This window comes from Sphingopyxis sp. CR5, from assembly GCF_059693785.1.
This window is the reverse complement of record NZ_JCATIE010000007.1, coordinates 115,060-129,337: the sequence shown is the minus strand read 5'-3', so window position 1 is coordinate 129,337 and position 14,278 is coordinate 115,060. Positions and strand designations below refer to the sequence as shown.

13 protein-coding genes are annotated in these 14,278 nt (G+C 67.6%); 10 read left to right on the top strand and 3 right to left on the bottom strand.

Annotation, left to right across the window (positions count from 1 at the left end; translation table 11 throughout):
* Nucleotides 1–10 precede the first annotated feature (10 nt).
* The 7 genes from trpE to lexA all read left to right on the top strand — a co-directional run bounded on the left by trpE (nucleotide 11) and on the right by lexA (nucleotide 6,544).
* On the top strand, nucleotides 11–1,528 hold the full coding sequence (gene trpE / locus AC58D2_RS12350; protein ID WP_497390712.1) for an anthranilate synthase component I: 1,518 nt from the start codon (nucleotides 11–13) through the stop codon (nucleotides 1,526–1,528).
* A 6-nt stretch (nucleotides 1,529–1,534) separates the two neighbouring features.
* Nucleotides 1,535–2,125: an anthranilate synthase component II gene (locus tag AC58D2_RS12345; RefSeq protein ID WP_497390710.1), complete on the top strand. Its 591-nt coding sequence runs from the start codon at nucleotides 1,535–1,537 to the stop codon at nucleotides 2,123–2,125.
* On the top strand, nucleotides 2,122–3,120 hold the full coding sequence (gene trpD, locus AC58D2_RS12340) for an anthranilate phosphoribosyltransferase (RefSeq protein WP_497390708.1): 999 nt from the start codon (nucleotides 2,122–2,124) through the stop codon (nucleotides 3,118–3,120). Before AC58D2_RS12345 ends, trpD begins: the two co-directional genes overlap by 4 nt.
* Nucleotides 3,117–3,902: an indole-3-glycerol phosphate synthase TrpC gene (gene trpC / locus AC58D2_RS12335; protein ID WP_497390706.1), complete on the top strand. Its 786-nt coding sequence runs from the start codon at nucleotides 3,117–3,119 to the stop codon at nucleotides 3,900–3,902. Before trpD ends, trpC begins: the two co-directional genes overlap by 4 nt.
* Nucleotides 3,903–4,133: 231 nt before the next feature.
* Nucleotides 4,134–4,607, top strand: coding sequence for a cyclic pyranopterin monophosphate synthase MoaC (gene moaC / locus AC58D2_RS12330; protein WP_497390704.1), 474 nt, complete (start codon nucleotides 4,134–4,136; stop codon nucleotides 4,605–4,607).
* Nucleotides 4,604–5,794, top strand: a complete 1,191-nt coding sequence (locus AC58D2_RS12325) for a molybdopterin molybdotransferase MoeA (RefSeq protein WP_497390702.1) — start codon at nucleotides 4,604–4,606, stop codon at nucleotides 5,792–5,794. Before moaC ends, AC58D2_RS12325 begins: the two co-directional genes overlap by 4 nt.
* Before the next feature lie 66 nt (nucleotides 5,795–5,860).
* Nucleotides 5,861–6,544, top strand: coding sequence for a transcriptional repressor LexA (gene lexA, locus AC58D2_RS12320; protein WP_497390700.1), 684 nt, complete (start codon nucleotides 5,861–5,863; stop codon nucleotides 6,542–6,544).
* Here lexA and AC58D2_RS12315 read toward each other — a convergent pair.
* Nucleotides 6,498–8,645: a ComEC/Rec2 family competence protein gene (locus tag AC58D2_RS12315; protein ID WP_497390698.1), complete on the bottom strand. Its 2,148-nt coding sequence runs from the start codon at nucleotides 8,643–8,645 to the stop codon at nucleotides 6,498–6,500. The genes lexA and AC58D2_RS12315 overlap by 47 nt on opposite strands.
* Nucleotides 8,646–8,715: 70 nt before the next feature.
* On the opposite strand from AC58D2_RS12315, the gene gltX reads away from it, so the two are divergent.
* The 3 genes from gltX to AC58D2_RS12300 all read left to right on the top strand — a co-directional run bounded on the left by gltX (nucleotide 8,716) and on the right by AC58D2_RS12300 (nucleotide 11,931).
* Nucleotides 8,716–10,170, top strand: a complete 1,455-nt coding sequence (gene gltX / locus AC58D2_RS12310; protein WP_497390696.1) for a glutamate--tRNA ligase — start codon at nucleotides 8,716–8,718, stop codon at nucleotides 10,168–10,170.
* A gap of 37 nt (nucleotides 10,171–10,207) precedes the next feature.
* Nucleotides 10,208–11,494, top strand: a complete 1,287-nt coding sequence (locus tag AC58D2_RS12305; RefSeq protein WP_497390694.1) for a citrate synthase — start codon at nucleotides 10,208–10,210, stop codon at nucleotides 11,492–11,494.
* A 137-nt stretch (nucleotides 11,495–11,631) separates the two neighbouring features.
* Complete coding sequence (locus AC58D2_RS12300; protein WP_497390692.1) at nucleotides 11,632–11,931, top strand: hypothetical protein; 300 nt, start codon at nucleotides 11,632–11,634, stop codon at nucleotides 11,929–11,931.
* 9 nt (nucleotides 11,932–11,940) lie between these two features.
* Here the strand turns inward: AC58D2_RS12300 and AC58D2_RS12295 are convergent, their stop codons facing one another.
* Together AC58D2_RS12295 and AC58D2_RS12290 are read right to left on the bottom strand one after the other, a co-directional pair.
* Complete coding sequence (locus AC58D2_RS12295; RefSeq protein WP_497390690.1) at nucleotides 11,941–13,323, bottom strand: sensor histidine kinase; 1,383 nt, start codon at nucleotides 13,321–13,323, stop codon at nucleotides 11,941–11,943.
* Complete coding sequence (locus AC58D2_RS12290) at nucleotides 13,320–14,255, bottom strand: hypothetical protein (protein WP_497390688.1); 936 nt, start codon at nucleotides 14,253–14,255, stop codon at nucleotides 13,320–13,322. Before AC58D2_RS12290 ends, AC58D2_RS12295 begins: the two co-directional genes overlap by 4 nt.
* Nucleotides 14,256–14,278 lie beyond the last annotated feature (23 nt).

The following is a 14,278-nucleotide window of genomic DNA, read 5'->3' as shown; positions in this document are numbered from 1 at the left end:
CCCGGCAGCGATGGCGCTCGAAGGCAGGGCCGCGGCGCTCGAGGCGCTGGCGCAAGGGCGAGGCGCGGTCGTCTGGCAGCGGTTGATCGCCGACATCGAAACCCCCGTTTCGGCGGCGCTGAAGCTGGTCGAGCCGGGGCGCGGCGACTGGGTGCTCGAATCGGTCGAAAGCGGCGAAACACGCGGACGCTACAGCCTGATCGGGCTCGACCCCGACCTGATGTTCGAGGCGACGGGCGATGCAGCGCGAATCAATCGCGACTGGCGCCGCGACAAGGATGCCTTCGTCCCGCTCGAAACCGGAGCGTTACAGGCGCTGCGCGACCTGGTCGCCGAGTGCCGCTTCGACGTGCCGGACGGCTTGCCCAAGGCGCTGGCGACGCTCGTCGGCTTCTTCGCCTATGAAACGATCGGTCTCGTCGAACGCATCCCGCGCGCGCGGGGCGCCGGGCTCGCCCTGCCCGACATGATCTTCGTCCGCCCGACGACGATCCTCGTTTTCGACCGGCTGGCCGACGAGCTGTTCCTGATCGCGCCGATCTGGCCCGATGCGGACGGCGCGATCGACCGGATGATCGAAGCGGCGAACGACCGGCTCGAAGACATCGCGGCGCGGCTGTCGAGCGCGAACGCACATGCCGAGCGCGCTACCACCACCGCGCAGCCGGGCGATATCGTCCGTAACGCCGCCACCAGCCCCGAACGCTATGCCGAGATGGTGCGCGCGGCGAAGGACTATATTGCGGCGGGCGACATTTTCCAGGTCGTGCTCTCGCAGCGCTTTTCGACCCCCTTCGACCTGCCGCCGTTCGATCTCTATCGGGCGCTCAGGCGGATCAACCCCTCACCCTTCCTCTATTTCCTCGACCTGCCCGGCTTCGCGCTGATCGGATCGTCGCCCGAGATACTGGTGCGCGTGCGAGACGGCGAAATCACGATCCGTCCGATCGCGGGCACGCGTCCGCGCGGCCGAACCAGCGCCGAAGACAGCGAGAACCGCGAAAGCCTGCTCGCCGACCCCAAAGAGCGTGCCGAACATCTGATGCTGCTCGACCTCGGCCGCAACGACGTCGGCCGCGCGGCAACCGGCGGCAGCGTCACCGTGACCGACAGCTATACGGTCGAATATTACAGCCACGTCATGCACATCGTCTCGAACGTCATCGGCCGCCTGTCGCCCGACAAGGACGCGATCGACGCCCTGTTCGCGGGCTTTCCTGCCGGCACCGTCAGCGGCGCGCCCAAGGTCCGCGCGTGCCAGATCATCGCCGAGCTCGAAGCCGACGCGCGCGGGCCCTATGCGGGCGGGGTCGGTTATTTCGCGCCCGACGGCAATATGGACAGCTGCATCGTGCTGCGCACCGCGATCGTCAAGGACGGGACCATGTATGCTCAGGCGGGCGCGGGCATCGTCGCGGACAGCGACGCGGCGTATGAACAGCGCGAATGCGAAGCCAAGGCGGGCGCCCTCTTCGCGGCGGCGCGCGAGGCGGTCCGGCTTGCCGGCACGCCGGGTTACGGGCAGTAGAGCGCCATGATCCTCGTCATCGACAATTACGACAGCTTCACCTTCAACCTCGTTCATTATTTGATCGAGCTGGGCGCCGAGGTGCGGGTCGAGCGCAACGATGCGCTGACCGCCGCAGAGGCGCTGGCGACCGGCGCCGAGGCGATGCTGATCTCGCCCGGACCCTGCACCCCGAACGAGGCGGGAATCAGCCTCGACCTCGTCGCCGCCTGCGCCGATGCGGCGCGCCCGCTGCTCGGCGTGTGTCTGGGACATCAGGCGATCGGTCAGCATTTCGGCGGCACGGTGCAGCGTGGGCACCTGATGCACGGCAAGACATCGCCGGTGTGCCACGACGGCACCGGTCTGTTCGCGGGCCTGCCTTCCCCGCTGACGGCAACGCGCTATCACAGCCTCGAGGTCGTCGATATCCCGGATTGCCTGCCGATCAACGCGACGAGCGACGATGGCGCGGTGATGGGCTTCCGACACGCCGAACTGCCGATCCACGGCGTACAGTTCCATCCCGAAAGCATCGCCACCGAACACGGCCACGCAATGCTCGCCAACTTCCTGCGGATCGCCGGCCTGCCGGTCGCGGCGCGGCAGGCGGCATGAGCCGCTTCGGCCCGTTTCCCGACCCAGGTCGCCTGCTCGAACAGGATGAGGCCGAGGCCGCCTTTGCGACGATGCTCGACGGCGGCGGCAGCGACGAGAATGTCGCGGCCTTCCTGGCGGCGCTGTCCGACCGCGGCGAAACGATGGTCGAGATCGCCGCCGCGGCGCAGGCGATGCGCGACCGGCTGATCCCGATCGACGCTCCCGACGGCGCGATCGACGTCTGCGGCACCGGCGGCGACGGCCACCACACGCTCAACGTCTCGACCGCGGTATCGCTCGTCGTGGCGGCGTGCGAGGTTCCTGTCGCAAAGCACGGTAATCGGGCCGCTTCTTCCAAATCGGGTGCCGCCGACACGCTGGAGGCACTCGGCCTCGACATGGCGCGCGCGAGCGAAATGGCGGAAGCGCAGCTCGCCGACCTTGGCATCTGCTTCCTGTTCGCCGCGCACCACCATCCGGCGATGGCGCGCATCATGCCGATCCGCAGGGCGCTCGGCCGTCGCACCATCTTCAACCTGATGGGGCCGCTGGCCAACCCGGCGCGCGTCCGGCGCCAGCTGATCGGTATCGCGCGCCCCGCCTATGTCCCCGTCTATGCCCAGGCGCTGCGCCGGCTCGGCACCGACCATTCGCGGGTGATCTCGGGCGACGAGGGAATCGACGAACTCTCACTCGCGGGCGGCAACGAGGTTGCCGTCGTCACCCCCGACGGCGTGCGGATGCAGCGCAGCCACGCCGCCGACGCCGGCCTGCCGACGCGGCCGATCTCGGATATCCGCGGCGGCGATGCGGCCTATAATGCAAAGGCGCTGCGCGGCCTGCTGATGGGCGAGCCCGGCCCCTATCGCGACGCGGTGCTCTATAACGCCGCCGAGGCGCTCGTGGTCGCGGGCGCGACGGATACGCTCGTCGAAGGCGTGGAGGAAGCCGCCGAGTCCATCGACAAGGGTCTCGCCAACGCGCTGCTCAACTGCTGGATCGCGTATAAATGAACAAGCTCACCGAAATATTAGCAACCAAGGCGGTCGAAGTCGCAGAGCGGCGCAAGTCGCGCTCGATCGCCGCGCTCGATGCCGTCGATGCCGGCCCTGTGCGCGGTTTCGCCGCTGCGCTCGCGGCAAAGATCGCGGCGGGCGGCTTTGGCCTGATCGCCGAAATCAAGAAAGCCTCGCCGTCCAAGGGACTGATACGCCAGGATTTCAATCCGGCCGACCATGCACGCGCCTATGCCGCGGGCGGCGCCGCCTGCCTCTCCGTCCTCACCGACGCGCCCTGGTTTCAAGGCCATGAGGAATATCTGATCGCCGCGCGTACGGCATGCCAATTGCCGGTGCTGCGCAAGGATTTCATGATCGATCCGTGGCAGGTCGCCGAAGCGCGCTCGATCGGCGCCGACGCGATCCTGATCATCGTCGCGGCGCTCGACGACGGCGCGATGCGCGAGATCGAGGCGGCCGCGATCGAACGGGGCATGGACGTGCTCGTCGAAGTGCATGACGAGGCCGAACTCGATCGCGCCCTCGCCCAGCTCGATTCGCGCCTGATCGGCGTCAACAACCGCGACCTCAGAACCTTCCGGACCGATCTTGCGGTGACCGAGCGCCTGGCAAAACTGGCGCCTCCCGGCACGCTGCTCGTCGGCGAAAGCGGTATCGCCACCCACGCCGACTGTCGGCGCCTCGCCGAAAGCGGCGTCCACGCCTTCCTCGTCGGCGAGAGCCTGATGCGCCAGGAGGACGTCGCCGCGGCGACCAGGGCGCTGCTGGAGGGCTGACGCGAAGCGTCGGCCTCGGGGTGGGGAGCGGACTATTCCTTTCCGTCATCCCGGCGCAGGCCGGGATGACGATGAGGTAAAGGCCTGAATCCGGTCGAGAGTCCCCTCGGCTCCCGTTCGAAGGGCATCCCGACTTCGTTCGATGCGAATAGTGCAGGGATTGATGGATTCCGGCCGATACCAACCGCGACCCCTTGCCTTTTTTGCCCGGCATTGCTTCGCTCGCCCGCGATGACGAACCGACCGACTCACCTCGACGACAGCGGCGCGGCGCATATGGTCGACGTTGGGGCAAAGCCCGCTACCGATCGCCGCGCCATCGCGGGCGGGCGCATCACCATGAGCGACGCTGCGCTCGCGGCGATCCGCAGTGGCAACGCGCCAAAGGGCGACGTGCTTTCGACCGCGCGCATCGCAGGCATCATGGCCGCCAAGCGCACCTCCGACCTCGTGCCGCTCTGCCATCCCCTTGCGCTGAGCAAGATCGCTATCGACTTCGCGTGGGAGCCCGACGGGATTTCGGTCCGCGTCATCGCCGCGACCACAGGCCCGACCGGGGTCGAGATGGAAGCGCTGACCGCCGCGTCGGTCGCGCTCCTCACCCTCTACGACATGGCCAAGGCGCTCGACCGCGCGATGGTGATCGGCGACGTGCGGTTACTCGAAAAGAGCGGCGGGCGCTCGGGCGACTGGCGCGCCGCGTGAGCGCCTGGCTTCCCGTCGAGGACGCCCAGGCGCGCCTGCTCGCACTCCGTCCACCCCTCGGAGCGGAGAATATTGCCTTTTCCGAATCGCTTGGCCGGTATCTTTCAGACGATGTCATCGCGACGCGCGACCAGCCCTCCGCCTCCCTGTCGGCAATGGACGGATATGCGATCCGCTTCACCGACTTGCCCGGCCCGTGGGCGATCGCGGGCGAAAGCGCAGCGGGCGAGCCCCCCGCGCGGGCGCTGGCGGCAGGCCAGGCCATGCGGATCTTCACCGGCGCCATGCTCCCCGACGGCGCCGACACCGTGGTAATGCAAGAGGATGTCGCGGTCGATGGGTCGCGATTGGCGCTCGCGACCTCGGACGCTATTCGCGACCGCCAGCATGTCCGCGCCCGCGCCAGCGACTTTGCCGCGGGCGACCGCCTGATCGAGGCCGGGACTCGGCTGACACCCGGCGCGATCGCCGCCGCGATCATGAGCGGCGCGAGCCAGCTTCGCGTCGGCGCTCGGCCGCGCGTCGCCGTGCTGACGACGGGCGACGAACTCGTTCAACCGGGACGCCCGCTCGCGGCGGGACAGATTCCCGACAGCAACGGCGCGATGCTGGCGGCGATGATGGCGAGCGAGCCCGCGATTGTGTCGCTCCCGCTCCATATCGGCGACGACCGCGACCGGATATCGGCCGCGCTCAAACAATTGGCGCGCCGCCATGACGTCATCGTCAGCGTCGGTGGCGCATCGGTCGGCGACCATGACCATGTGCGCGGCGCGCTCGACGACGCCGCCGGCACGATCGATTTCTGGAAAGTCGCCATGAAACCCGGCAAGCCGCTCATGGCCGGAACGCTAGGGGATTCCTTGCTGCTCGGCCTGCCAGGAAACCCTGCGTCGGCCTTCGTCACAGCGACTTTGTTCCTGCTCCCGCTCGTCCGCCATCTCGCCGGCGCGCGCGCGCCGTTACCGCCCATCTTCTCGGCGCCGCTCGCCGCACCGCTGGCGCCGGGCGGCGCGCGGCGCGACTATCTGCGCGCGCGGCTCGACAGCGGCGAACTTCATATCTTCGACGGCCAGGACAGCGGGCGCACCTTTCCGCTTGGCGGCGCCAACGCGCTGGTCATCCGCGACATCGCGGCGCCCGCGCGCGGGGCGGGCGACGGCGCCGACTATATCGCGATCGCTTGACAAGTTCCGATCTGTTCCTCTATCGTTCTCCATATGTCCGAAACTGGCAGTATGGAGACCTAGGCGATGTTGACCGCGAAGCAGCATGAACTGCTCCACTTCATCCAGCAGAAACTCGACGACAGCGGCATTTCGCCTTCGTTCGAGGAGATGAAGGAGGCGCTGGGACTCAAATCGAAATCGGGCATACATCGACTGATAAGCGCCTTGGAAGAAAGGGGTTTTCTTCGTCGCCTTCCCAATCGCGCCCGCGCGTTGGAGGTGATCAAGCTCCCTGAAGGCGCGAAAGGCGGTGTGCACGACAATCGCGACAATGTCGCCCCGCTGCGCAAAGCGCCCCCGGCGCTTCGGCCGATCGCCGCCAACGACATCATCGAAGTTCCGCTCCACGGCCGTATCGCCGCGGGCGTTCCGATCGAAGCGTTCGAGGATCATAATCAGCTCGCCGTACCGGCCGCGCTGCTCGGTTCGGGCGATCATTATGCGCTTGAAGTATCGGGCGATTCGATGATCGAGGCGGGCATTCTCGACGGCGACTATGCGCTGATCCAGAAAGCGGACACCGCGCGCGAAGGCGACATTGTCGTCGCGCTGGTCGACGGACAGGATGCCACGCTCAAATACTTCCGCCGCGAAGGCCGGATGGTCCGGCTCGACCCTGCCAACGGCGCCTATGAGCCGCAGCGTTACGAGGCCGAGCGCGTCATGGTGCAAGGGCGTTTGTCGGGACTGCTTCGTCGTTACCACTGACCTGCGGCGGGCGCCGCCACGGATGCTCGTCGCCGCGGCGTAAAGCGGTGGCGGCGCGCGGCGGATCGCCGAGATAGAGCGCGAGCCCGCCGCTTTCGGCGAGGCTGTCGCGGTCGATCGTCAACCAGCGCGCCCGGCATTCGCGCGGGAGCCAGCGGTGGCTGATTACCACATCGGCGGCGGCGCACGCGGGCGCCATCGCCGTGCCGTCGATACGATCGTAACCGCGCTGGGCCAGGATCGTCCGGTTCCGCTGGCGCCAGCGACAGAAGTCGCGGTTGCACGTCACATGATCCATGTCGGTGAGCACACCGAGCGGCGCGTCGACCCCCGCCGCCTCGGCCATCGTGTCGCGCACATAATCGCCGGCACGGCCGCGCAACAGCGCATAGCCGCCGCCCGGCACCGCGGCGGCGATGTGGCGCCCGTCGCCGCTCACGAGCAGGTCTGGGCGCGGCTGAACGACCAACGCCGTGGCGCCCACGAGCAGCGGCATCAATCCGGCGAGGCGCCAGCGACGCTGCCACAGGAGCAACCACAGCCCGCCCAGAACCGCGAGCGCGAAACCCCACGCCGGAAAGATCGGCAGCGCCGCCACCGCGCCCGGCGCCGCCGCGACGCGGTGCGCGAGCGCGATCAGCGCGGACAGCGCATGTTCGGCGATCCACCAGAAGGGCGCGCCGAGTCCGACGGCGTCGAACAACAATGCCAGCGCCTCGGCCGGCATGATCACAAAGGTCGTCAGCGGGATCGCGACGACGTTGGCGAGCGCGCCGTACAGGCCCGCCTTGTGAAAATGGAAAAGCGCGATCGGCGCGAGCGCGACCTCGACAACGAGGCCCGTTATCAACAGCCCCGCGACCGCGCGCCCGAAACGGACGGCCCGCGGCTCGTCGCGCCGCGCGGCAAATCGCTGCATCCAGCGGCTCTCGTGCAGCGCGATGATCGCGGTGACGGCGGCAAAGCTCAATTGGAAGCTCGGGCCGACCAGCGCCTCGGGTCGCCAGATCAGCACGAGCAGCGCCCCCGCCGCGACGAGCCGCAAGGTGATCGCCTCGCGCCCGAGCAGAAACGCCGCGAGCACGAGCAGCGCGGCTATAAGCGAACGCAGGGTCGGCACTTCGGCCCCGGCAAGCCAGGTATATCCTGCTCCCGCGAGCGCCCCGGCAGCCGCCGCAAGCGGCAGCACATGGCCCGCCAGCGCGAGGCGGCGGCTGAGTCCCAGCAAGCGCATCGCCAGCAGCATCGCAAAACCGACGACCGCCGTGACGTGCAGGCCGCTGATGGACAACAGATGCGCGAGCCCGCTACGCCGCATCGCCTCTGCGTCGGCATCGCTGATCGCGCCGCGGTCCCCGGTGACGAGTGCCGAAGCGACCCCGCCGGGGGACCCGGGGACCTGGTCGTGAATATGCGCGCTGAGCCGCGCTCGCAGCGGCGGCGGCCCCTGCCCCGCTCCGGCCGCCTGCGCAACCTTGCCAAGCGCGCTTCCGACCGCGCCGATCCGGTCGAACCAGGCGCGCTGTGCGAAATCATAGCCGCCGGGAAGGCTGGCGGTCGGCGGCGGCATCAGCCTCGCCCGCAGGCCGATCGCGTCGCCCGGTACGATCCCCCTCCCCTGCTCGCCGCGCAGCGTTACCCGCAGCTGTGGGGGCAAATCGTGGCGCTCCACGGGACGCAAGAGCAGCCGCGTCTGGCCGCGCGCGGGGAGCGGCTCCACACTCTCGACGATCGCGGAAAATTGCGTCGTCACCGGCCAGGCAAGCACCGGAGCAGCGACCCACGCGGCACGCGCCCAGATCAGCAACAACCCGGCTGCCATCGTGCCGCAACCGACCACGACGGTGCGCCCGAAGCGCCGCTTCCAGCCGATCAGAAACCCGACAAATATCCCGCCGCCAAGCAGAAGTAGAAACCCGATCCAGTCGATTTCCCGGGGCATGGCGAACCAACTGGCGATCCCCGCGCCCAACGCGACGGGCAGCCACAGCGCGATCCGCTCGCGGTCCGCGTCGAGCCGCGCCTCGATCGCTTCGGATATGCGGCGCCAGCCGTGTATCGGTGAGACATCAATGGGCGTTTGAAGCGGCCATGTTGCCATGCTAGGGGCACCCCCAATCCCCGCGGCGCCGGCTCTCGCGGCGCGGGCAACCTGATTGAAAGAGTCGCCAGTGGCAACCCAAAACCCCACCGATCCGGTCGAAGCGACCGGCGCCGATGTCGTAACGCGCTTCGCACCCTCGCCGACCGGCTTTCTTCACATTGGCGGCGCGCGCACCGCGCTGTTCAACTGGCTGTTCGCACGCCATCACGGCGGCAAGTTCCTGCTGCGTATCGAAGACACGGACCGAGCGCGCTCGACCGACGCGGCGATTGACGCGATCCTCGACGGAATGCGCTGGCTCGATCTCGATTGGGACGGCGATGCAGTCTATCAGTTCGCGCGCGCCGACCGCCACGCCGCGGTCGCACACGAACTTCTCGCGAAGGGCGAAGCCTATCGCTGCTACCTGACGCAAGACGAACTCGCGGCAATGCGCGCCGAAGCTCAGGAAAAGCGGATGCCCTTCCGTGTTCGCAGCCCGTGGCGCGATCGCGACGACGGCGACCCCGCCGCCGCCCACGTGATCCGGCTACGCGCGCCGCAGGATGGCGCGGTGACGATCGACGACCGGGTGCAGGGCGAGGTTACGGTTCAAAACGGCGAACTCGACGATTTCATCCTGCTGCGCTCGGACGGCACCCCGACCTATATGCTGAGCGTCGTCGTCGACGACAACGATATGGGTGTGACCCATGTGATCCGCGGTGACGACCATTTGAACAACGCTTTTCGCCAGGTCGCGCTGCTGCGCGCGATGGGCTGGCGCGAGCCCGTTTATGCCCACGTCCCGTTGATCCACGGCGCCGATGGCGCGAAGCTGTCGAAGCGTCACGGCGCACTGGGTGTCGATGCCTATCGCGACGAGATGGGCTATCTGCCCGAAGCGGTGAACAATTACCTCCTCCGCCTCGGCTGGGGTCATGGCGATGCGGAAATCATCAGCCGCGAACAGGCGATCGATTGGTTCGACCTGGCACATGTCGGCCGTTCGCCGTCGCGCTTCGATTTCAAGAAGCTCGAGAATCTGAACGGTCATTATCTGCGTGAAGCCGGCAATCAGCGCCTCGCCGATCTCACGGCGCCGCGCATCGAGGCGTTGGTCGGGCGCGCACTGGACCCCGAAGACCGCGCGCTGCTCGCCAAGGCGATGGAATCGCTGAAGCCGCGCGCGAAAACGCTCATCGAGATTGCCGAAGGCGCAACCTTCCTGTTCGCGCCGCTACCACTCGATATGGACGAGAAGGCCGCAAAGCTGCTCGCCGACGCGCCCGAAGGACTGCTCGCGGACGCCGCCGACCGGCTACGCAGGCTGACGGACTGGACCGGCGAAACGGTCGAGGCGGCAGTTCGCGAAAGCGCCGAAGCCGCCGGCCTGGGGCTCGGCAAGCTCGCACAGCCCTTGCGCGCCGCCCTCACCGGGCGCGCGGTTTCCCCGGGGATTTTCGACGTGCTCCTGCTCCTCGGCCGCGACAACAGCCTGGCGCGACTTGACGCAGCGCACAATTATCCGGCAGGGGCGTAGCGACTTTGCGTTTGGCCTCCAGATCAAGGGAAGAATCATGACCGATACCGCCGCCAAAATCACCCTGGGGGACAAGAGCGTCGAGAGCCCGATATTGTCGGGAACCGTAGGGCCCGACGTCGTCGACATCCGCAAATTCTATGGCCAGACCGGCGCCTTCACCTATGATCCGGGCTTCACATCGACCGCCAGTTGCGAGTCGAAACTGACCTATATCGACGGCGATGAAGGCGTCCTCCTCCATCGCGGCTATGCGATCGGCGATCTTGCCGAACATTCGAGCTTCATGGAGGTCGCCTATCTGCTGCTCAATGGCGAACTGCCGAGCGCGGACGAACTCGACACATTCGACAATACGATCACGCGCCACACGATGCTGCACGAGCAGCTTGCGACCTTCTATCGCGGGTTCCGTCGCGACGCGCATCCGATGGCGATCATGTGTGGGGTCGTCGGCGCGCTGTCGGCCTTCTATCACGACTCGACAGAGATCCACGATCCCGTTCAGCGGATGATCGCGAGCCACCGCCTGATTGCGAAAATGCCGACGATCGCGGCGATGGCGTATAAATATTCGATAGGTCAGCCCTTCATCTATCCGAACAATGAATTGGGCTATACGCACAATTTCCTGCGCATGACCTTTGGCGTCCCGGCCGAGGACTATGACGTCGATCCGGCGGTCGTCCGCGCGCTCGACCGCATCTTCATCCTCCACGCCGACCACGAACAGAATGCGTCGACCTCGACCGTCCGCCTTGCGGGCTCGTCGGGCGCCAACCCCTTCGCGTGCATCGCGGCGGGAATCGCCTGCCTGTGGGGTCCGGCGCACGGCGGCGCGAACGAGGCCGCGCTCAACATGCTGCGCGAGATCGGCCGTCCCGAACGCATCCCCGAGTATATCGCGCGCGCGAAAGACAAGGATGACCCGTTCCGCTTGATGGGCTTCGGCCACCGTGTCTACAAGAATTACGATCCGCGCGCGACCGTGATGCAAAAGACGGTGCGCGAAGTGTTTTCGGCACTCAAGGTCAACGACCCGGTCTTCGACGTCGCACTGCAGCTCGAGGAAATGGCGCTCAGCGACGATTATTTCGTGGAAAAGAAGCTGTTCCCGAACGTCGATTTCTATTCGGGCGTCATCCTGTCGGCGATCGGTTTCCCCACGACGATGTTCACCGCGCTCTTCGCGCTCGCCCGCACCGTCGGCTGGGTTGCTCAGTGGAACGAAATGATCTCTGACCCCGCGCAGAAAATCGGCCGCCCGCGCCAGCTTTACACTGGCCCGACCCAGCGTCCCTATGTCCCGGTCGACAAGCGCTGAGCCTGGTCCACCAAATGCGACAATGATGGCAAAAGGGGCTGCGATTGCGGCCCCTTTTCCTTTTACAGGCATTGGGCCGCATCGTTCGATCACGATACCCGGCACCGACTATCGGCTTGAATGCAGGGAGACAGGCAATGCGGAAGGGTGCGCGGACCCTGCTGTGGAGTGCCGTTCTGGGCGTCGCGCTATACCTGCTGACGGTCCTGTCCACGGCACCGAAAGCAGTCGATACAGCCGATGCGCCGGCGACAGCGGACCGGCCCGCCGCGCGAGGACAGACCGCGATGCGCCGAATCTATTCGCCCGACATCACCCACGACCCCTATGTCGTCGAGCAATGGGATCACTCGATCGAAGGCCTTGAAAAGGCGTGCCGCGATAGCGGCCGATTCTGCGAGCAAGCCCGCCGCGCACGTCAATCCGTCAACCGATAGCCACCGCCGTCAACCGACCTCTCGCGCCGGCAGGCTCAGCGTGAAGCGGGCCCCCTGCCCCGGCGCGCTTTCGACGGTCAGGTCGCCCTCCATCGCGCGCGCGAGACGCCGCGCGATGTAAAGCCCCAGGCCCGACCCGCCGCTATCGGTGCGGCCCAGGCGCTCGAATTTCTCGAACACCACCGCCTGCTGATCGGCCGAAAGGCCTTGCCCCTGATCGGCGATCGTCACCGTCGCACGGTCGCCGTCGCGATCCACACGGATCCAGATCTGGGAATCCTCGGGCGAATAGCGGATCGCATTGCCCAGCAGGTTGAGCAGCACCTGCAACACGCGCCGGAATTCGCCCCATGCGGGCATCTGGTCGTCGGCGCGCGGGGTATCGATGCGAATGCCCCGCTCCTCGGCCTTCATCCCGAGCAATCCGACCGCGCGCCGTGCAAGGTCGCCAAGGTCGATTTCGTCGCGCGCCGCCTTGAATCCGGGGCGCTCGATATTCTGGAGGTCGGCAAGGTCGTCGACAAGGCCCAGCAGGTGGCGTCCCGCATGGGCGATGTCCCCGGCATAGCGCGCATAGTCGGCCCGGATCGGCCCGTCGAACTGCCCCGAGATCGTTTCGGCGGTGGCGATGATGCGGCTCAGCGGTCCGCGCAGCGCGCCATCGATCCGGCGTCCGAACTGCGGATCGGACAGTGGCAGCGAACCGAAAGCCGGATCGGTGCGCCGCGCCGGCGCTGCAGGCGCCGCATTGACGGAAGTATCCGCCGGTTCGGCAATGCCGCGAAAGCCGATGAAGCGCCCCGCCGCATCGAACTGCGGTTCGGCGGACAAGGTCCAGTGCGCTCGTTCCGCGCTGGCGGCGATATGGACGCGCTGTCCGACAAAGCGCGATTGCCGCGCCAGCGCCCGCAGGACCGCGAACCGGCCATCATCGTCGGGTTGCAACTCGAACATTTCGGACAGCGACCGGCCTTCCCAGCCTGTCGGCACCGGCGGCGCCTCGGCACCCGCGCGCAGCGCAATGAGTCGCAACTGGCCATCGCATTCCCACGCCCAGCCGCCCGGCAGCGAAATGCTCTCGGGCACCGCAGGCACCTGCGACGGCGCGACCGGGCGCGTCCGCCAGTCGCTGATCTCCAGGCTCGCACCGTCGGCATCGGGCATCACCCGCACCATAGCATGGATGTCGCTATGATCGTCGGCGGCATAGAGCGGCCGGCTTATGTCACGCTGAGTCCGTTGCGCGAGCGCGACGAGCCGGGCGAGCTGGGGCAAGGCGAGCGGACGATCGAGACCGCCTCCCGCCCGTTGCTGGAGCCGGAGCAGCGGCGCATCCGCGCTGACGAGCGCGCCGGCACGATCGATGCGCCCGCGGACGATACGCTCACTCATCGGCCATTCTCCGGCGGGGGCGCCAGATCGGCAGCGACGTCGTCGGACAGCGCCCGGGCCGTCAGGCGAGCCAATGAGGCTTCGAGCGGCGCAATCGCAGTCCGCTCGAGGCGGAGCGGAGCGAGCAGCGACGGCAGCGCGGCGGCCTGGGCCGTCAGCAGCGCAAGCGCCGTGGCATCATAGCGCTGGCCGTGCGCGGCCGCGGCGAGTGCGATCACCGCTGGCCAGTCGTGCCCGGCAATGGCCGCCTCCGCCGCGGCCGTTACGGCGTTTTCGGCACTCAGGGCGGCATGGTAGGCAACGGCCGCGGCATCGACGCCGCGCGCATCCGTCAGCTTTGCCTGCAACCTATTGACCGCGTCGCTGAGCCGTGTTCCGCGATCGCGGCCGCCGTCGATCCGGGCCAATTGCCACGCCGCGATATCGAGGAGCAGCGTATGGAGCAACTCGGGGTCGAGATCGGCGAGCGCGATACAGGGGTTGCCAAGGGCATCGCGGCGCCTGCCGTCGGCGATACGCAGAGCGAGATATGCACCCTCGACGGGCGTCGGCGGCACGGCATCTTGCGGCTTTGTCGCGTCTGCATCGGGCGCGTCCGCCTCTTCGGACGGACGCACGGCGACATAAGGCATCGTCTGCATACGCCAACGATGCTCTTCGGCGCGCGCGAAACAAGGCGCCGCGAGCCGCGGAGCTGCCGGGATTCCGCCACTGACCCAGTCCTGCCACAGCGTGTCCCGATCCAGCCCCGGATCGAGCTCGATCGCGATGCGCTGCACCAGCCGCCGGGCCACACCAAGCGCCAGCGCACGCTGCTCTTCGGTAAGCCGCCCCGCTGCCGGTGCCGCCAGATAGCCGGCAAGTTCCGCCAGGCGCGCCGAGAGCGTCGGCGACGGCAGATCGATGCCGGACGGGGCGAGAGAGTCACTCATTCGGTCTGGGCCATATCAGGATG

Excerpts from the sequence above, each read along its gene's own strand:
- AC58D2_RS12345 (WP_497390710.1), top strand. The coding sequence starts at position 1,535 with ATGATCCTCGTCATCGACAATTACGACAGCTTCACCTTCAACCTCGTT.
- AC58D2_RS12295 (WP_497390690.1), bottom strand. The coding sequence starts at position 13,323 with ATGAGTGAGCGTATCGTCCGCGGGCGCATCGATCGTGCCGGCGCGCTC.
- lexA (WP_497390700.1), top strand. The coding sequence starts at position 5,861 with ATGTTGACCGCGAAGCAGCATGAACTGCTCCACTTCATCCAGCAGAAA.
- trpC (WP_497390706.1), top strand. The coding sequence starts at position 3,117 with ATGAACAAGCTCACCGAAATATTAGCAACCAAGGCGGTCGAAGTCGCA.
- moaC (WP_497390704.1), top strand. The coding sequence starts at position 4,134 with ATGACGAACCGACCGACTCACCTCGACGACAGCGGCGCGGCGCATATG.
- AC58D2_RS12315 (WP_497390698.1), bottom strand. The coding sequence starts at position 8,645 with ATGGCAACATGGCCGCTTCAAACGCCCATTGATGTCTCACCGATACAC.
- trpE (WP_497390712.1), top strand. The coding sequence starts at position 11 with ATGGCGCTCGAAGGCAGGGCCGCGGCGCTCGAGGCGCTGGCGCAAGGG.
- AC58D2_RS12290 (WP_497390688.1), bottom strand. The coding sequence starts at position 14,255 with ATGAGTGACTCTCTCGCCCCGTCCGGCATCGATCTGCCGTCGCCGACG.
- trpD (WP_497390708.1), top strand. The coding sequence starts at position 2,122 with ATGAGCCGCTTCGGCCCGTTTCCCGACCCAGGTCGCCTGCTCGAACAG.
- AC58D2_RS12300 (WP_497390692.1), top strand. The coding sequence starts at position 11,632 with ATGCGGAAGGGTGCGCGGACCCTGCTGTGGAGTGCCGTTCTGGGCGTC.
- AC58D2_RS12305 (WP_497390694.1), top strand. The coding sequence starts at position 10,208 with ATGACCGATACCGCCGCCAAAATCACCCTGGGGGACAAGAGCGTCGAG.